Here is an 18,969-nt window from a genome sequence, read left to right as displayed (position 1 = left end):
TATTAAAATTTCTTTATCTCAGTATGTCAAGATATTATTGTAATTTTTGATTCCAAATGAATCACTAGTTGCAAAATAATTGCCCAAAGCAATTGTAACCTCTTAAGGTGGTTATTGCGGCGGGGCTCACCTCTTCCCATCCCGAACAGAGTAGTTAAGCCCGCCTGCGCAGATGGTACTGCAGTTATGTGGGAGAGTATGTCGTCGCCTTTCTTTTGAAAAACCCTATTCCTATCGGAATGGGGTTTTTTGTTTTATAGGTACGCCGGGTTCTTGAGCTCGGTTATTCCCTTTTTTTAAAATTTATTTTTTTGGAAATACTTGAGATTATTTCCTCACTATGTCTTCCTAGAAAGAGGTAGCATTTTTAAGTTACTACATAAGTTTGTGTATATTTGTATTGAAAAGCACCTGTTAAAAGGAGTGGTTGATAAAGGACTACTTATACTTAATCTAAAATAACTGGTAAAATGAAATCAAATTCTTCTTTAAAAAATACACTTCCTATAAATAAGCTTTCCAATGACGAGATAGATACTACGTTGTCATCAAAAAAAAAATCTGTTGAAAAAAGTAATCCGTTTACTGTTGTTGCCATTGGAGCTTCGGCTGGAGGACTTGAAGCTATAACACAACTGCTTCAAAATCTATCTCCTACAACGGGCATGTCATTTATTTATGTTCAGCATTTAAGCCCCGATCATAAAAGTATGCTAACTTCCATTTTGTCAAAAACAACCCAAATGCAAGTTCAGGATATTGATGATATGGCAAAAATGATTCCCAATAATGTCTATATTATTCCGTACAATAAAGGAATTGAAGTTAATGATGGACACATTAAATTAATTCCCCGTTCGAGTGGCGGTCCCGCTATTTCTATTGACATACTCTTTTCTTCATTGGCCAAAACTCACAAGAAAGACGTAATTGGAGTGGTTTTATCAGGTAGTGCTCATGATGGAACTATTGGTTTACGGGATATAAAAATGGCTGGTGGAGTGACTTTTGCACAAGATGATTCGGCAAGATTTGGTAGTATGCCAAATTCTGCAATCGCTGATGGTGTGGTAGATTATATTATGTCGCCTGCAGAAATAGGTATTGAATTAACAAGAATGAGTCAACATCCTATGATAGGTATAGAAACTACTAAAAAAGCCTCCACTATAGATTTTGACACTAATAATTCAGATTTTAAAAACATTGTACAGCATTTACATCATAACAAAAATGTTGATTTTAGTCATTACAAAATGAATACTATCAATAGGCGAATACAACGAAGAATGCTCATTAATAAATCTAAAACATTAAAACAATACAGCGAATTGCTGATGTCAGATGCTAGTGAATTGGATTTACTTTACCAAGATTTACTTATTAATGTCACTTCTTTTTTTAGAGATACTGATGCTTTTTTACTTTTGAAAGATGCTATTTTGCCTAAATTATTAAAAGCTAAAGAGGCAGATGAAACCCTCAGGATTTGGGTAGCGGCTTGCGCGACAGGCGAAGAAGTATATTCCATTGCCATGCTTTTATTTGAAATTAAAGAAGAAAATAAACTTGACATTCCCTTTCAGATTTTTGCTTCGGACTTAAGTACAGTAGCTATAAACAATGCCCGAATTGGAGAATATTCGACCGCCCAAGTTTCAAGAGTCAGCCCTGAAAGGTTGGAAAAGTTTTTTACAAAATCAAAACATAAATATCGCGTTGTAAAATTGCTGCGAGATGTATGCGTTTTTGCACATCATAATATTTTAAACGACCCTCCTTTTTCCAGAATGGATTTGATTAGTTGTAGAAATATGCTCATTTATTTGGACATAACGGCACAGAAAAAAGCAATGGCTACTTTTCATTATGCCCTAAATGATGGTGGTTGTTTAATGCTTGGTAAATCGGAAACCATTGGAACATCAGCTCAGTTTTTTACAACAATTGACAAAAAATATAAGTTTTATTCCCGAAAAAAAAGTACAAATCTCCGATCTTTTCTAAATTTGAGTTCACGTAATCCCTATACAACTATGCCTGATAAAAATAGTAGTGTTAACTTACCCTTCAAAAAAACAACCATTTCTACTGGTGGAAATCTTGGAAATGCCTTTGATGCGGTTTTATTAGAACACCATGTTCCAGCAAGCGTTATCATTAATTATGATTTAGACATTCTTCAATTTAGAGGTGCTACTGCATTGTATTTGCAAAATTTACCTGGAAAAGCCAGTTTCAATATTTTAAAAATGGCACCTATTGAAATTACTTTTGAGTTACGCAATGCCATTCATCACGCAATTAAAACAAAACAATCCATTCGGAAAATGGGAATAGAAATGAATCGAGACTTGAATAGTCATACAATTCAAATCGTTAATATTGAAGTCATTCCACTCAAATTAGAAGACGAAGAACCTATGTTAATCGTTGTTTTTACGGGTCAACAAGAAATAGAATCCGATGAAGATCCCAATAAAGCAAAACAAAAAAACTCGGTAGCCAAAGATCGGCGCATCAAAAAACTGGAAGAAGAATTAGCTTCTGCCCGTGCCGATATGGGTTCAATCACTCAGGATCAAGAAGCAGCTAATGAGGAGTTACAGAGTGCCAATGAAGAAATTGTTTCCAGTAATGAAGAGCTGCAGAGTCTAAATGAAGAGCTAGAAACCTCAAAAGAAGAAATAGAATCTACAAATGAGGAACTCATCACGAGTAATCAAGAATTGCACAACCGTTTTCAACAAGTAGAAGAATTAAATAATTTTAATGAAGCCCTGCTTTCAACCGTACACGAACCGGTTTTGATTTTGGACAAAGACATTAAAATTAAATCGGCCAATAAATCCTTTTACAATACATTTAAAGTTACCGAAGACGAAAGCATTGGAAAATCTTTATACAAATTAGGAAATAATCAGTGGAATATTCCAAGACTACGTGAATTATTAGAAGAAATTGTTCCAAAAAAGAATAGTTTTTATGATTTTGAAGTAGAACATACATTTCCTGAAATAGGTGCTAAAATCATGGTGCTGAACGCCCATACAATAGTTCAGCAAAGTATCGATGAAGAGTTGATTGTACTTACTATTGTTGATATTACCGACGTCCGACGATTGTCTATAGAGCTGCAATTACGAGAAAAAAAGGCACTTGAAAAACAATTAGAAATAGAGAAGGCAGCCATTAAACGCATCGAAGATAGCAACAAACGATACAATATGATGCTTATGCAATCTCCTTTTGCTTTCGCTATTATGAAAGGAAAAGGCATGATTGTTGAACTCGCCAATGATAGTATCAAAGAAGTTTGGGGAAAAGGAAATGCCGTCGAAGGAAAGCCACTACTGGAAATTTTGCCGGAATTACAAGGAGGAATTATACCAGAAATACTCGATGAAGTTTACACAACAGGAATTCCGTATGAAGGCTATGAACTTCTTATTCCACTATTGCGCAAAGGCAAATTAGAGGATGTCTATTTTAATTTTGTGTACCAACCTTATCTCGAGGCTGACGAATCTATTTCGGGAATTACCATTATTGCTTACGAAGTTACCGATCATCATAATGTAAAAGAAGAATTGATTGCTTCTAAAAGTGTTGCCGAGCATAAAACACTTATGGCAGAAGAAGCCTTAAAATTTAAGCAACAATTTTTATCGAATATGAGTCACGAGATTCGGACACCTATGAATTCTATTGTTGGATTTACCAATGTTATATTAAAAACGGAATTAAGCGTTAAGCAAAATGAATATGTTAATGCCATAAAAAAATCTGGTGAATCCTTAATTATTTTAATAAATGACATTCTAGATCTTGCCAAAGTAGATTCAGGAAAAATGACATTTAGCAAGAATCCATTTAATTTAGAAGAATCTATTTTGGATATATTTAGTTTGTTAAGTCCAAAATGTCAAGAAAAAAACATTGAATTCACCAAAGAATACGACTCTTCAATTCCTAAAATAGTGCTAGGAGACGCTATTCGTTTGCGACAAATAATGCTAAATTTAATCAGTAACGCTATAAAATTTACCCCTCAAGGCAAAGTCAATATTAGTATTCGTGTTACACATGACGATGCAGAAAAAATAACAGTAGAATTTTTTGTTAGTGATACTGGTATTCCTAAAAACAGATTGACACATATTTTTAATAATTTTGAGCAAGCTTCCGATGAAATTTCTAAGGAATACGGCGGGACAGGTCTTGGACTTTCCATTGTAAAACAGTTAGTAGAACTTCAAGGAGGGTCACTTTTTGTAAAAAGTAAATTGGGTGAGGGATCAACCTTTGGTTTCTTAATGAATTTCTCTAAAACAGCAGAAATAGTACCCGAACAACCTGTTTTGATTTTCAAGACAGAAAATGAACCGCAAAAAATAAAAGTGCTTGTGGCAGAAGACATTCCTTTAAATCAAATTCTAATAAAGTTAATTTTGAACGATTTTGGGTTTGAGTGCGAAATTGCAGATAACGGAAAAATAGTCTTAGAAAAATTAAAAGAATCAGAATATGACATTATTTTAATGGATTTACAAATGCCCGAAATGAATGGTTTTGAAGCAACGGATTATATCCGATATACCCTGAATCTTCAAATTCCAATTATTGCTCTTACCGCTGATGTAACTTCAATAGATATTGATAAATCCAAAAAAGCGGGTATGAACGATTATATTTCAAAACCGATAGATGAAGAACTTTTTTTACCGTAAAATAATGGCGCAAGTAAATAAAAAAGAATGACTTACCCGTGAACAGTTTCGCTTTTTCCGTAGTTTGTTATTAATTCGCCTTCAAAATCAATCCATTCTTGCCAGCGTTTGTCCACATTCACTTTCTCCGAATATTTTCTGGCAAAACGAAGAAATGTAGTGTAATGTCCCGCCTCGCTTATCATCAATTCTTTATAAAATGCTGCCAATTCTTGGTCTTCAATATTTTGGGACAACACTTTGAATCGCTCGCAACTTCTGGCTTCAATCATTGCCGAGAAAAGTAATCTATCCACAAAAGCATCGTTTCTGCTTCCGTCTTTTTTCAAAAACTTGAAAAGTTCGTTGACGTAATGGTCTTTTCGTTCTCTGCCTAATTTTAATCCACGTGCTTTAATGATGTTGTGAACCATTTGAAAATGCTCCAATTCTTCTTTGGCAATTTCCAACAAATCAGTAACCAATTCCTCGTGTTCTGAATTATAGGTGATTATAGTGATGATGTTTGTTGCTGCTTTTTGCTCGCACCAAGCGTGATCGGTCAAGATTTCTTCGATATTCGATTCTACGATGGTTACCCATCTTGGGTCGGTGGCCAATTTTAATCCTAACATTTTTTTCTTGTGTAAATGAATCACAAAAATACATATTTTATTTGTTGTGAAATAGATTGATTTACAGTTTTATTTTCCTTATTTTGTATTGTTAATAGTCAACCTTTTTGGGGTAATTCAATTTATATTCTTTGTTAAACACATAGATTCATAGATTTTATTGACGACATCAAGGCGTTTTATTTTTTATAGTAATACATAGCTCTGTGCAACCAAGAATTGGTCTATCTCATTCTTTTTTCTATGAATCTATGTGTTTCATTTTATGTTTTTTAATAATTCAACCAAGGGGTTTATAGTAGTTTTATGAATGCAAATCAGCGCGTTTTAATTATTGGTTTTGTCTTTCCAGAACCCCATTCTTCCGCAGCAGGAGGAAGGATGATGCAATTGATTTCTATTTTTAAAAAGCAAGGTTTCAAAGTAACTTTTGCCAGTCCTGCAATGGATAGCGATTTTATGATTGACTTGGAATCTTTGGGTGTTGCCAAGAAATCTATTGTTTTAAATTGTTCCAGTTTTGATGTTTTTGTAAAGGAATTGAATCCCACAATTGTATTATTCGATCGTTTTATGATGGAAGAACAGTTTGGTTGGCGTGTCTTCGAAAATTGTCCTGATGCTTTAAGATTATTAGATACCGAAGATTTGCATTGCTTACGTTTGGCACGCCAAAAAGCATTCAAGGAAAAGCGACTATTTTCAACTGACGATTTATTAATTGAGGATGTTGCCAAAAGAGAAATTGCCAGTATTTTGCGTTGTGATATTTCCTTGATGATTTCCGAATTTGAAATCGATTTGCTGCAATCCGTTTTCAAAATCGATGCTAATTTATTGTATTATTTGCCTCTGTTATTGGAGCCAATTGAGGATTCAACGATTCAAAATCTGCCAGCATTCGAAGAGCGAAAGAACTTTGTTTTCATTGGAAACTTCCTTCACGAACCCAATTGGAATGCCGTTCAATATCTGAAAGTAACGATTTGGCCACTTATCCTAAAGCAAATTCCAGAAGCAATTTTGCAAATTTACGGAGCGTATCCAAGTCAAAAAGTATTGCAATTACACAAGCCAGCTGAAGGTTTTCATATTATGGGTCGAGCCAATATTGCCCAAGAAATTGTAAAAAATGCTAGATTAGTTTTGGCACCGTTACGTTTTGGAGCAGGAATAAAAGGAAAATTGCTAGAAGCAATGCAATGTGGAACACCAAGCGTAACAACAATTATCGGAGCCGAATCAATGTGTGGCGATTTACCTTGGAATGGTTTTATTATTGATGATGCCCAAGTTTTTGCAGATAAATCGGTAGAATTGTATCAAGACAAAAACCTTTGGCTAAAAGCACAAGAAAATGGTTTTGAAATTATAGAAAAACGCTATTTGAAATCTTTATTTGAAGGTGATTTTGTCAAGCATGTTTTAAAATTTCAAACCCATTTAAAACAACATCGATTAGATAATTTTATGGGAACACTATTGCAACATCATACTTTGACGAGTACGAAATATATGTCACGATGGATTGAGGAGAAGAATAAAAAAGTTTAATAAAATAAAATTATGTCTAAAGAACCTTTCGCTGCAAAGCTTACTTCACTTTGGATTGGAGGCTTTTTCTTCTGGATTATAAAAGGATTTAGAGGAAAATTAATTGAGCAATTTGAAAAGGAATATGAAAGCAGAAATGTTTGGACTGGATTTTTTATAACATTAATTTCTGTAAGTCTAATTGTTTATTTTCTAGTAATTTACTAAATTAAAATAAAAAATTATTTGTTGTAAAATCATAAACCCTATCCCAATCTCCCTTTTAAACCCCAAAACTATCATCAATCAATTCCGCCACAACTCGTCCCGATTTCATTGCGGCGTTTATCGAACCGTTCAATAAATGATCACCACAAATAAATAAATTATCATTGATTTTAATTTCTGAATCAGGCACTTCATTGGCGACTTTTTCTTGATTGGGCAACGCATATTTGATGCGATAGGTTTTCAGTAGTTTCCAATCTTCTACATGGTTTCCATACCATTTCTTCAATTCGGTTTTCATATTTTCGGCTAAAGTGGCGTCGTCAATTGCTGGAATTCCGTTGTATGAAATGGAAATCAAAACCTTTCCTGCTGGTGCATATTTATTCGAAACATTGGACATCACTGTCAAATTGTTGACCCATTTTTTATCGGTTGAAGCATTTAAAACCACAACCGCTTTTTTAGTGGGAGCAATTTTGGCTTCAAAATAAACATTCGTTACTTGATGGAACTTTTGTTTAGTTTTCGAAATGTAATTACTCGCAAGACCGATAGCTTCGGTAGCAATAATGATTTTATCCGCGTCTATAGTTGTTCCGTCTTCGCAAATTACTTTGTTGTTTTCTATTGCGCTAACTTTCAGGTTGTATTGAATCGAATTTGCAGGGAGCATTGCCACCAATTGTTTTGGGATTTCTTCCATACCCAATTCTGGAATAGCAGCATCGCCTTTGGAAAACATTTTCATTACAAAATCGAACATATTGCTTGATGTTTTTAAATCATTTTCCAGAAAAATGCCCGAAAAGAAAGGTTTGTAAAAACGATCGATCATTTTTGGACTGAAACCATACTTTTCGAGTTGCGCAATAGTTTCGATTTCAGGTTGTTTGAAAAGCTCAGGAAAAGTAATTTTAACTAATTTGTTTTTCAGAAATAAGGTGTTTATTTTGTCTTTCAGGGAACCAACTGGCGCAAATAATGTGGAAAATGTTGCCGTTGGTCGCCTAAATGGATCGGCAATTTCGAATTGTCCTTTGTCATAAAGTACTGTTGCGCCTGGTAGAAATCGTTTCAGATTTAATTTTTTGTAATCTAACAACGATTTTGTTTCGGGATATTCAGTCAATATAACCTGAAAACCCCTATCGAGTCGAAAGCCATCAATGATATCGGTTTTGATTCGTCCGCCTGCACGATCAGTTGCTTCCAAAATTTGAATTTTATACCCTTTTTGATGTAAATTAACAGCGGCACTTAAACCTGAAATTCCTGCGCCAATAATTGTGATGGTTGGTTTCATTTTCTGTATTTTAATCGCTATAGGTTTAATTCCTCGAAGCTCCGCTTCGATTTTTCTGCCACAGATTCACATATTAAAAAAAGATTTTTTAAAATCTGTGAATCTGTGGCTATTATTTAGTTAATGCCACTGGATCTCTGCTCCGAGGTAGTTTTTTAAGATTTTAAAAATAATAAATTAAACGTTCGAAAATCAAAAATCCCGTTCTGATTTCTCAAAACGGGATTTCATATATAAACTAACGAGCTATTAAGCCAGCATCGTCACTGGGTTTTCAATATATTGTTTCAAAGTTTGCAAGAACTGTGCTCCGGTTGCACCGTCGATAGTTCTGTGATCGCAAGCCAAAGATAACATCATTGTGTTTCCTACTACAATTTGTCCATTTTTCACCACTGGTTTTTCTACAATCGCTCCAACTGAAAGGATGGCAGAATTCGGTTGGTTAATGATAGAATTGAATTCAGTAATACCAAACATTCCAAGGTTGGAAATAGTGAAAGTACTTCCTTCCATTTCGGTAGGCAATAGTTTTTTGTTTTTGGCTCTTCCTGCAAGGTCTCTTACGCTTGTTCCAATTTGAGATAAACTCATACCATCAGTAAATGGCAATACAGGTACAACCAATCCATCTTCAACAGCAACAGCAACACCAATATTCACGTGATAGTTGATGATAATATTATCCGCAGTCCATTGTGAATTGATTTTTGGATGTTTTTTTAAAGCCAATGCAGATGCTTTAATCACCAAGTCGTTAAAAGATACTTTGGTATCAGGAACGCTGTTGATAATTGCTCTTGATTTCATTGCTTCGTCCATTGTCACTTCAATTACCAAGTTGTAATGTGGTGCAGTGAATAAAGATTCTGCCAAACGTTTGGCAATGATTTTACGCATTGTGGAGTTTTTAATCTCTTCGGTGGCAATTTGTCCTGCAGGAACATAAGGTTTTGCTGCTGGTGCAGCAACTTCTGATTTAGCTGGAGCGGTAGAGCTTGCAGCTGGTGCAGTGGCAGCTTGTGGAGTAAAGTTTTCGACATCACTTTTTGTGATGCGTCCATTTTCTCCAGAACCTTTTACCTGTGTCAATTGAATTCCTTTATCGCTGGCAATTTTCTTTGCCAATGGCGAAGCTAAAACTCTTTGTCCATCAGCTAGTGATTCTTGAACAACTGGAGCAGCGGTTTGTGTAGCTGGAGCGGCTTTCGCTTCTTCAGCTGGAGCGGTTACAGGAGCAATTCCTCCACTAGCAACAATTCCACTAACATCTGTTCCTGCTGGCCCAATAATAGCTAATAAACTATCAATTGGAGCCGATTCTCCTTCTTGAATTCCGATGTATAATAAAGTTCCTTCGTTGAAAGATTCGAATTCCATAGTTGCTTTGTCGGTTTCGATTTCGGCAAGCATATCACCTTCGGCAACTTTGTCTCCTACTTTTTTCAACCAAGTCGCTACAGTTCCTTCGGCCATTGTGTCGCTCAAACGAGGCATTGTTACTACGATAACTCCTGCTGGTAAAGCGGCGGATAGTACAGGAGCTGCTATAGTTTCTGTTTTAAGTTCTGTTGCTACTGGAGCTGTTTCTGTTGTTGGGACAGCTACAGCGCCTCCAGCGATTAAAGCCGTAATGTCTTCACCTTCGTTTCCAATAATGGCTAATAAAGAGTCAATTGGAGCCGATTCACCTGCTTGAATTCCAATGTACAAAAGAGTTCCTTCATTGAAAGACTCAAATTCCATTGTTGCTTTGTCGGTTTCTATTTCAGCAAGCATATCGCCTTCGCTGATTTTATCCCCTACTTTTTTTAACCAAGTTGCTACCGTTCCCTCTGTCATTGTATCGCTCAAACGGGGCATTGTAATTATTGTTGCCATAATGAATTTATAGTTTATGAGGAATAAATGGGTAGTTTTCTTGTTCGTAAACTACATCATATAATTGTTGTATTTCTGGATAAGGAGAATCTTCGGCAAATTTCACGCACTCTTCAATCAAATCTTTTATTTTCTGGTCAATGGCTTGAATTTCTTCATCTGTAGCATATTTTTGATCTTTAATTACATCCAAAACTTGAGTAATTGGGTCAATTTTTTTATACTCTTCCACTTCTTCTTTCGAACGGTATAATTGCGCATCAGACATTGAGTGTCCTCTGTAACGATAGGTTTTCATTTCTAGGAAAGTTGGTCCGCCGCCACTTCTTGCTCTTTCTATTGCTTCGCTCATGGCTTCGGCAACTTTTACTGGATTCATTCCATCAACAGGTCCACAAGGCATTTCGTACCCCAAACCAAGTTTCCAAATATCAGAATGATTTGCAGTTCTTTCAACAGAAGTTCCCATGGCGTAACCATTGTTTTCAACAATAAAAACAACAGGTAAATTCCACAACATCGCCATGTTAAAAGTTTCGTGTAATGATCCTTGTCTAGAAGCACCATCACCAAAATAGGTCATGGTAACGCCTCCCGTATTGTTGTATTTGTCTCCAAATGCTAAACCAGCTCCTAATGGAATTTGTCCACCAACGATTCCATGTCCACCATAAAAACCGTGTTCTTTTGAGAAAATGTGCATAGAACCACCCATTCCTTTTGATGTTCCTGTAACTTTCCCCATAAGTTCAGCCATTACTCTTCTAGGATCAACACCCATTCCGATTGGTTGAACGTGGTTTCTGTAAGCGGTAATCATTTTGTCTTTTGTCAAGTCCATAGCGTGTAAAGCACCCGCTAAAACGGCTTCTTGACCATTATATAAGTGTAGAAATCCTCTAACTTTTTGTTGAATGTACAATGCTGCAAGTTTGTCTTCAAACTTTCTCCAAAGTAGCATGTCTTCGTACCACTTTAAATAAACTTCTTTTGTAACTTCTTTCATCTGAATTGTTTAATTTGCTAATTAATTTGTTGTGTTTATAAGATGTAAGCAAAAAATATAAGGAATGTTTCCCCAAAATTGCAAGCTGCAAAAATAGGACATTCTAAGGAAGAAGTAAAATTAAAAAGCTACTTTTTGGTTTTTTTATAAGAAATTTTTATCAAACATAAACGGCAACAGGTTTTTAAGCGAATCCGATTTGTAGATCGCACCAATTTCTCCCATAAAATAAATTTCAATTGGAAAATCTTGTTTGATTTCATATTCGGCTATAGATTGCCTGCAAGAACCACAAGGAGGAATTGGGGCAGTTGTTTGATTGGAATCAGAAGCAGCAGTTATTGCCATTTTTAATATTTTTGCATCAGGATAAATCGCTCCTGCCTGAAAAACAGCAACACGTTCCGCACAAAGTCCCGAAGGATATGCTGCATTTTCTTGATTTGAACCTAAAACTATTTTTCCATTATCCAATAAAAGTGCAGCACCAACTCTAAATTTTGAATAAGGGGCATACGCATTTTTTCTAACTGCAACAGCCTGTGCCATTAGATTTTGAATATCACTTGGTAATTGTGTAACGGATTCAAAAGCCGAAAAGCGGGTTGAAATAATGATATCTTTCATTAGTGTTTTTTGGAAAAAAAATCCAAACTTCTTAGAAATTTGGATTTGAGGTTATTTTTATGTTGACTAATATTCGTCATATTGGTCACCGAAATTAAAGGTAAGTGAGAATCGTAAGGTGTTTTCTAAAGGATTTTTAATTCTCGATGTTGAAAATAAATAAGAAACATCAACTTTTATAGCAGTATATTTAAAGCCTGCTCCAAGAGAGAAGAATTGTCTGGCGCCTTTGTTTTGATTTTCGTTAAAATAACCCATTCGTAATGCAAAAGAGTCTTGATATAAATATTCAGCACCAACTGAATAGGTAACCTCTTTTAGTTCTTCGCTAAAACCACCCGGTGCATCTGAAAATGATTGAGTTACTCCTTGAAACCATCCAATACTTTGATAATCTTGATTGTTTTGAGATCTTTCGGCAGGGGTTATTGTGCCATCACCATTTAAATCTGGATCTTGAGGTGTAGGCACTAATAGTTTACTAATTTCTAAATTAACGGCTACTTTGTTATAATCATCCAGAATAAAGTCAAAACCACCTCCTAATTTCATATTGGCAGGCAAAAAGTTAGTGCTAGATTGTGTATTGTCGTAACTCATTTTAGGACCTAAGTTTTGAAGGTTAAAACCAGCTCTCCATCTTCCGTTGAAATTGTTGAATGATAATTCTTCTGTTTGAAAAAAACCAGCAACATCAATTGCAAATGAACTAGCTGAAGATGCATCACCTACATCCGAAGCTACTTTTAAATTAGAATTGATGAATCTAGCGCCAACCGCCATCGAGAATTTCTCACTTAGTTTCAAAGAATAGGATCCATCAAATGCAAATTCGCTAGGGGAAACCGTTCTAGGAATGTCTTCGGCATTTTCTCGTAGTTCAATTTCTCCTAATCCAAAAAATCGAAAACTACCTGCAAAAGCACTTCTTTCGTTGAGTCTGTTATAATAGTTGAGTTGTCCTAAAGAAATATCATTTACCAAGTCGGTAAGATATGGAGTGTAACTTATCGAAAAGCCTGTTTTGTCTATTGCAAATGCATATTTTGCTGGATTCCATTGTTGCGAAAAAGCATCCGCAGAAGAGGCAACTCCATTATCGGCCATACCTGCAGATCTGGCATCGGCACTAACTAATAAAAATGGAACTGCTGTGGTAATAACATTTTCCTGAGCTTTTGCAAAAGAGATTACAAATAAACAGGCAAAAAGTAAAGATATTTTTCTCATTGGTATTGAATAATAATTGGACAAATATAGTATTTAATTAAAGTATTACAAGTTTTTCAAATTTTTCAGTTTTCGAATTGGTTAGGTTCGATTTAACAGTAAGTTTATATATATAAACGCCTTTTCCTATTCTATTTCCAAAGTCATCTTTGCCGTCCCAAGTGATTTCTTTGGACAAAAATCCCTCGGTAGTAACGATTTGGTTGCGCGTCCAAACGACTTTTCCGGTAATGGTTATCACCTGAACTTGAACTTCTAAAGGTTCGTAAGGTCTGTTGTGCGAAAACCAAAACTCAGTATAATTAACAAAAGGATTTGGATAATTTAACACACGTGTCAATGCTATCGAATCATTTCCAACCACTATAAACTGAATTTCCGTAGTAATTGGATTGTTATAAACATCCCAAGCCTTGAAAGTTATAGTGTGCAAGCCAACTGCCAAATTTCGCAATGGATACCTTAATGTTCCTTTTGTGAAATCGTCTAAATTTGTTTGGTAATAATCGTTCAAAATAAAAGGATTATCAATATCTCCATCTAAAATTGCAATTATATCATGCCCTATACCGCTAGCTGTATTGATACCGCTCTCGTCTTCGAGGTTTGCTACTAAGAATGGAGATTCATTTGTTGTTCCACCAGAAACAAAAGTTTCATCGTTCATATATAACTTCACTCTGGGACTAATATTGTCTGCAACTGCATTTTCATTTATTCCTCCCACTTTTATAGTAGTATCATAACCAGATTGATTTTCGAAAAACTGATTCTTTTTGGCATAGAAACTAATTTTTCCACTGGCAACTGGGACTCGAATATCTCTTGGAACAATAAAACTAAATTCAAATTGCCCGTTGGTTACGGATGCGTTACCTCTAAAAATGGTTTCGCCCAACTCATTAAAAGACATTGCAGGGCTGTTTCCATCGTTGTTTAGCGTGGATCTTGAAATAAATTTATCGAATATAGCTGTAGATAATTCGCCGGTATAATTAGTCAGTGGAATGTTGTTTTCATCTGTGATTTCGCCTGATATTTTCATCTTTGCCAATGATTTAAAATCATCGATAGGCTGCGAAACTGGAATGTCATTCACTTTTGTAAGTCGTATTTTAGGTTTTGGAATAGCAAGCATTAAGGCTGGGTCGCCAATGTAAAACACCACATTTGTTGAAGAATTTGGATTGCTGTTTTTCGAAATTCTTAAAGATTCGGCGATAGATGTGTATTGGTTCGAGCCATAAGAAAATAAATTTTTAGCCAAAACATCATTGAAATTTTCGGCACTAAATTGACCTATTTCACGAATAGTTGTAAGCATAGAAATCGCCCCCCCTTTTGGATTCCAATACGTAAATTCGCCAGCAGTTGGTCTTGAAGGATTGTCAAATCGCGAAAAATCACAAGTTATGGTTATAAATAAAGGATATTTATATTGATTGCTTAAATTTTGACCGTCCGATTTTTCCCAAAGCCGCTCGCTTGCTAGCCCATCTTCGCCGCCGTGACCTAAATAATTTACTACTAAAGATCCTTTTTCGAAAGTGCTGAATAAATCAATTCTTCCTTTAGGATACCGCGCACCTCCAGCCGATGCGTCTTGTACATAGGAATCTAAAAATATTTTATTAACATTCAAAAAAGGTTTTTCAAAAGTGATTTTATCAGCCAAAATGTTTTGTCGACTTTGCAAACTTGCATCCGAAGCCTTGTCAGAATCATCACTAACCATTACATAATTGTTTCTCCAACTACCGTATGATTTTACATCGTGGTATTCGATGACTTTGTTTACCATCTCATCTGCTTGGGAAACATTATCATTTATCATTCTACCAACAGCAATGTCTATTCCTCCAAAAAAATTAGTAATATTTCCTTCACTCGTGTCCATAAGTCCAAAGAAATCATCCGATGCGAAAGCGGATTCGCCTGTGGTATTGCTGTTTAATGCGTGATATATAGGTACAATATTAGTGTTGTTCGGAATTCTATTTTTATAATCGTAAGAAGCATCGCCAAAAAGGTTTATATATTTAATTCTTTTTTCTGATGTTGAAGCGTTATCATAAATATATTTGATACAATTCCTAATGGCCGCAATGTCTTGTTTGCCTGCCGAAAACTCTTGATAAATATTTTCCAATTGAATTACTTTGACGTTGAGATTAGAATAAGAACGGTGAAAATTCGCTAATTTTTCGGCCTGATTTACTAAGAATGATGGCGTAATAATCACATAATCTATATCTTGAAACTGACCTTGAGTGTTTTTGAAAAGGGTTCCCTTCAAGTTTTGATTGGCAATTTTTGTTTTACTCTTTTTTAAAGGGGTATAATAATCCAAAGCATCGATGGCAAGATATTTTCGGACTTCGCCTAGATTTGCTTTAAACGAAAATGAGGCTTGATTTGCGTTTTCTACTTTGGTTACATTATATATATCTGTTACATCCCAAATTTGTGAAATTCCATTAGCATTGTTAATAGTATAATTTACAATTCCTACACTAGAACCAGACAAATCATATTGAAAAGGAAATTGTTTACCATAACCTTGAAGGTTTCTTTTAGCAGTAAGTATAATTTTATCAAGATATCCTTTAGAACCCGGCACACCATTATTGTTATATGATAATTTAATCTTTACATTTTCCGAACTTGGAAATGTAGTATTGCTTGGCAAAGAGCTTTCATAAAATTGAATACCTGAATATTGAACAAGTGCAGGAAATGACATAGTTCCTGCATCTTGTCCATTTGCCAAAACCTTAAAACTAGTGGCTGTATATGCTGCCGAAGCAGTATTTATACTCAGTTTTATAGGTGTTGTTGTATCAACATTTGGAAAATTAAACAAAAACTCTTGGTCTTGATTTATATCAAATACTTCTCCAAACCATTTTCGACCAAGACGTCCAATATTGACTAAATCTAATTCATAAAATTGACGGTCGTCAAAAGTATTTAAACTCAAAGTACTGCTTCCGGTGGGTTGAGTCATATTAGAGATTCTTTTCCCGTCATTTCCTTGAACTGTAATGTAATAATAGGACTTTGTGTCGTATAAATTATTGTTGGTTTGACTTTCTTGATTCCAAGTATCAACACCTTCTGCAAAAAACAATATGTAGTCTTCATTATTAAAAACACCATCGGATTCGCCAATGATTTGAATAGCATTTTCAGTTAAATCGGTTGGATAATAAGTCGCATTAGATAAAGGCAACATTCGGCCACCATTTCCATAAAGTTTTAATTTTTTTGGATCGATTCCACTTAAGTTAAGGCCTAATTGCTGTAAAAAACTTCTCGAAATTTTATAAACACCTGATTTTTCTATATAAAATTGATACCAATCTCCAGCGGCTAAAACAGAATTGGTTACAGCATTAATTTTATTTGTTTGTGAAATTCTTGAAGAATTATTGCCACTAATAGTATACGAAAATGATTTTATTCGTTTGTATCCAAAGTCATCTTTGACAATCGGAGATAGTACAATAAAAGCCTGTTTTAAATCTCTAGATTCATTTATTTTCAAAGAGGCCTCTATAGTTTTTGGGATATTTGCTATGTCTAGGTCTCCAAGTTGAGATTCATTTATTGACTCATAATTAAGATTTGAGATTTGAAGTGTATTTCCGAAAGAAGAGCTTGGTTCTGAAATATTCAGTGTTAAATAAATAGCCTTCCTTGATGAGTCATAATTAAAACTAGTACCAACGAATTGAGGGATATTAATTTTGTTTTCACCAAAAAACATTTCATTCTTTTCTAGCCATTCAATAGTAGCCTCTCCTTTTATTTGCGCAAAAGAAACGAAAGGAAATAGGATTAAATAGACCAAAAGTGTCTTTTTCATAGTTTTGTAAAACGCAACATTTAATAAAATAGTATTGGCAGTAAAATTATATCATTTCATGTAATTTTAATAATAAATAGTATAAATTTGCGTTTTAGATTTGTGTTTTCAATGTAGAAAGCACGAATCGTTTTATAAAATAAAAAAATGTTGTTGCATTTTAATGGTTAATTATTATATTGCACCACAAAAATTATCACATATTAAAAAGTATGAAAGTAAACAAAATTATGGCCTTACGTTTGATATTATCAATGATTTTGATTGTTAGTTTTGCTAGTTGTAGTAAAAAATCTAGCTCAAAAAACACCTCACAAGGAACAGGTTGGAATGTTGACAGCAAAAAAGGAGGTTTAAATAAGAAACAAGAAGCTGGTCCAGGATTAGTTTTTGTCGAAGGAGGAACTTTTACAATGGGTAAAGTAGAGGACGATGTTATGCACGATTGGAATAACTCTCCTACTCAACAACACGTTCAATCCTTTTATATGGACGAAACAGAAGTTACCAATGCTATGTATTTAGAATATTTAGATTGGACCAAAAAGGTTTTCCCGCCAACCGAAGCAAACTACAAAAATATTTATGAAGGAGCTTCACCAGACACTTTAGTTTGGAGAGACAGATTGGGGTATAATGAAACGATGACTAATAATTATTTAAGACATCCTTCATATGCACAATATCCTGTTGTGGGTGTAAACTGGATTCAAGCAGTCGAATTTTCTAAATGGAGAACAAACCGTGTAAATGAAGCGTTACTTGAAAAAAACGGCTACCTAAAAAAGAATGCCAAAACTTTAGACGTAGCTGCTGACAGCAATTTTGATACAGAAACCTATTTGAAATCTCCAACATCAACTTATGGTGGAAACGCAGAAATTGTTTTGCCTGGAAAATATGCAGATAAAAAAGGGGGTATTAGACAACCAAAAGCTGGGAAAGACGGTAAAGTTATTGCACCAATAAATATTTATGCACAACGTTCCTCAGGAATTCTACTCCCAGAATACAGACTTCCTACCGAGGCAGAATGGGAATATGCAGCTGCTGCCGATGTAGGACAAAGAGAATACAACATCTACAAAGGACAAAAAAAATATCCTTGGTCAGGTAGTTATACCCGTTCTGGAAAAAGACAAACCAAAGGAGATCAATTGGCCAATTTCAAACAAGGCAATGGTGATTATGGAGGTATAGCAGGATGGTCAGATGATGGAGCTGATATTACTAATAATGTAAAAAAATATCCCGCAAATGATTTTGGCTTATATGATATGGCTGGGAATGTAGCGGAATGGGTTATGGATGTTTACAGACCAATTATAGATAATGAAGCCAATGATTTTAACTATTTTAGAGGAAATCAATATACCAAAAACAAAATTGGTAAAGATGGTAAAATAAGCATAATTGGGAAAGATAGTATTCAGTATGCAACTTTAAGCAATGGTAAAAAAGTGGCAACTAGTTTTCCTGGACAAATTGCTCAAGTTCCAGTTGATGAAAATGAAACCTATTTGAGACAAAATTTTGATAAAAGTGACAACACCAATTACAGAGATGGTGACAAGCAATCGTCAAGATATTTTAATTTTGCTGATTCAGAGACTGACAGCAAAAAAGGAGCGGATATGGGTATGTATAATTCGCCTAAACACAATGTTACGACAGATAGTTTAGGAAATATGGTTAGAAAATACGACAAAAACAATAAAAGAACAACTTTGATTGATGACAATGTAAGAGTTTATAAAGGTGGTTCTTGGAGAGACAGAGCGTATTGGTTAGACCCAGCACAAAGAAGGTATTTCCCTCAAGATATGGCCACAGATTATATTGGTTTTAGATGTGCAATGTCTAGAGTTGGTGCTAAATCTGAAAAAAGAAAATCTGCAAGAAATTAAATTCATTTATAATATTAGTAAAAGCCCTTTGATTAGGGC

At 34.8% G+C, this 18,969-nt stretch carries 11 protein-coding genes and 1 rRNA gene; 5 read left to right on the top strand and 7 right to left on the bottom strand.

Annotated features, from left to right (window positions below):
* Window positions 1-103 precede the first annotated feature (103 nt).
* Together rrf and FNW17_RS11285 are read left to right on the top strand one after the other, a co-directional pair.
* A 5S ribosomal RNA gene (rrf, locus tag FNW17_RS11290) occupies window positions 104-213 on the top strand.
* A gap of 257 nt (window positions 214-470) precedes the next feature.
* Window positions 471-4,730 carry a CheR family methyltransferase gene (locus FNW17_RS11285; RefSeq protein WP_144071677.1) on the top strand — a complete coding sequence of 1,420 codons (4,260 nt, stop codon included), beginning with the start codon at window positions 471-473 and terminating at the stop codon, window positions 4,728-4,730.
* A 32-nt stretch (window positions 4,731-4,762) separates the two neighbouring features.
* On the opposite strand, the gene miaE is transcribed toward FNW17_RS11285, so the two are convergent.
* On the bottom strand, window positions 4,763-5,344 hold the full coding sequence (miaE, locus tag FNW17_RS11280) for a tRNA-(ms[2]io[6]A)-hydroxylase (protein ID WP_143389497.1): 582 nt from the start codon (window positions 5,342-5,344) through the stop codon (window positions 4,763-4,765).
* Window positions 5,345-5,650: 306 nt separating this feature from the next.
* On the opposite strand from miaE, the gene FNW17_RS11275 reads away from it, so the two are divergent.
* Both FNW17_RS11275 and FNW17_RS11270 read left to right on the top strand, forming a co-directional pair.
* Window positions 5,651-6,898, top strand: coding sequence for a glycosyltransferase (locus FNW17_RS11275; RefSeq protein ID WP_144071676.1), 1,248 nt, complete (start codon window positions 5,651-5,653; stop codon window positions 6,896-6,898).
* Window positions 6,899-6,910: 12 nt separating this feature from the next.
* Entirely contained in the window at window positions 6,911-7,105 is a 195-nt protein-coding gene (locus FNW17_RS11270) for a hypothetical protein (protein ID WP_144071675.1), read from the top strand.
* A 55-nt stretch (window positions 7,106-7,160) separates the two neighbouring features.
* Here the strand turns inward: FNW17_RS11270 and FNW17_RS11265 are convergent, their stop codons facing one another.
* The 6 genes from FNW17_RS11265 to porU all read right to left on the bottom strand — a co-directional run bounded on the left by FNW17_RS11265 (window position 7,161) and on the right by porU (window position 17,023).
* Entirely contained in the window at window positions 7,161-8,411 is a 1,251-nt protein-coding gene (locus FNW17_RS11265; RefSeq protein ID WP_143389500.1) for an NAD(P)/FAD-dependent oxidoreductase, read from the bottom strand.
* A gap of 249 nt (window positions 8,412-8,660) precedes the next feature.
* A complete protein-coding gene (locus tag FNW17_RS11260) occupies window positions 8,661-10,292 on the bottom strand; it encodes a pyruvate dehydrogenase complex dihydrolipoamide acetyltransferase (protein ID WP_143389501.1) in 1,632 nt (543 codons plus the stop codon).
* Window positions 10,293-10,299: 7 nt separating this feature from the next.
* Window positions 10,300-11,298, bottom strand: a complete 999-nt coding sequence (pdhA, locus tag FNW17_RS11255) for a pyruvate dehydrogenase (acetyl-transferring) E1 component subunit alpha (protein ID WP_143389502.1) — start codon at window positions 11,296-11,298, stop codon at window positions 10,300-10,302.
* 144 nt (window positions 11,299-11,442) lie between these two features.
* A complete protein-coding gene (cdd, locus tag FNW17_RS11250; protein ID WP_143389503.1) occupies window positions 11,443-11,925 on the bottom strand; it encodes a cytidine deaminase in 483 nt (160 codons plus the stop codon).
* 66 nt (window positions 11,926-11,991) lie between these two features.
* Complete coding sequence (porV, locus tag FNW17_RS11245) at window positions 11,992-13,155, bottom strand: type IX secretion system outer membrane channel protein PorV (protein ID WP_143389504.1); 1,164 nt, start codon at window positions 13,153-13,155, stop codon at window positions 11,992-11,994.
* Window positions 13,156-13,192: 37 nt separating this feature from the next.
* On the bottom strand, window positions 13,193-17,023 hold the full coding sequence (gene porU, locus FNW17_RS11240) for a type IX secretion system sortase PorU (RefSeq protein WP_144071674.1): 3,831 nt from the start codon (window positions 17,021-17,023) through the stop codon (window positions 13,193-13,195).
* A gap of 212 nt (window positions 17,024-17,235) precedes the next feature.
* Between porU and gldJ the strand changes: the two genes are divergently transcribed.
* Window positions 17,236-18,930: a gliding motility lipoprotein GldJ gene (gldJ, locus tag FNW17_RS11235; RefSeq protein WP_143389506.1), complete on the top strand. Its 1,695-nt coding sequence runs from the start codon at window positions 17,236-17,238 to the stop codon at window positions 18,928-18,930.
* The last annotated feature ends 39 nt before the right edge of the window (window positions 18,931-18,969 follow it).

The organism is Flavobacterium franklandianum, from assembly GCF_007097365.1.
Taxonomy (GTDB): Bacteria; Bacteroidota; Bacteroidia; order Flavobacteriales; family Flavobacteriaceae; genus Flavobacterium; species Flavobacterium franklandianum.
The sequence above is the reverse complement of the archived record's forward strand: the minus strand, read 5'-3'. Positions and strand labels throughout refer to the sequence as shown.

Coding starts and splice junctions, on each gene's coding strand:
- FNW17_RS11285 (WP_144071677.1), top strand. CDS start 471: ATGAAATCAAATTCTTCTTTAAAAAATACACTTCCTATAAATAAGCTT.
- miaE (WP_143389497.1), bottom strand. CDS start 5,344: ATGTTAGGATTAAAATTGGCCACCGACCCAAGATGGGTAACCATCGTA.
- FNW17_RS11275 (WP_144071676.1), top strand. CDS start 5,651: ATGAATGCAAATCAGCGCGTTTTAATTATTGGTTTTGTCTTTCCAGAA.
- FNW17_RS11270 (WP_144071675.1), top strand. CDS start 6,911: ATGTCTAAAGAACCTTTCGCTGCAAAGCTTACTTCACTTTGGATTGGA.
- FNW17_RS11265 (WP_143389500.1), bottom strand. CDS start 8,411: ATGAAACCAACCATCACAATTATTGGCGCAGGAATTTCAGGTTTAAGT.
- FNW17_RS11260 (WP_143389501.1), bottom strand. CDS start 10,292: ATGGCAACAATAATTACAATGCCCCGTTTGAGCGATACAATGACAGAG.
- pdhA (WP_143389502.1), bottom strand. CDS start 11,298: ATGAAAGAAGTTACAAAAGAAGTTTATTTAAAGTGGTACGAAGACATG.
- cdd (WP_143389503.1), bottom strand. CDS start 11,925: ATGAAAGATATCATTATTTCAACCCGCTTTTCGGCTTTTGAATCCGTT.
- porV (WP_143389504.1), bottom strand. CDS start 13,155: ATGAGAAAAATATCTTTACTTTTTGCCTGTTTATTTGTAATCTCTTTT.
- porU (WP_144071674.1), bottom strand. CDS start 17,023: ATGAAAAAGACACTTTTGGTCTATTTAATCCTATTTCCTTTCGTTTCT.
- gldJ (WP_143389506.1), top strand. CDS start 17,236: ATGAAAGTAAACAAAATTATGGCCTTACGTTTGATATTATCAATGATT.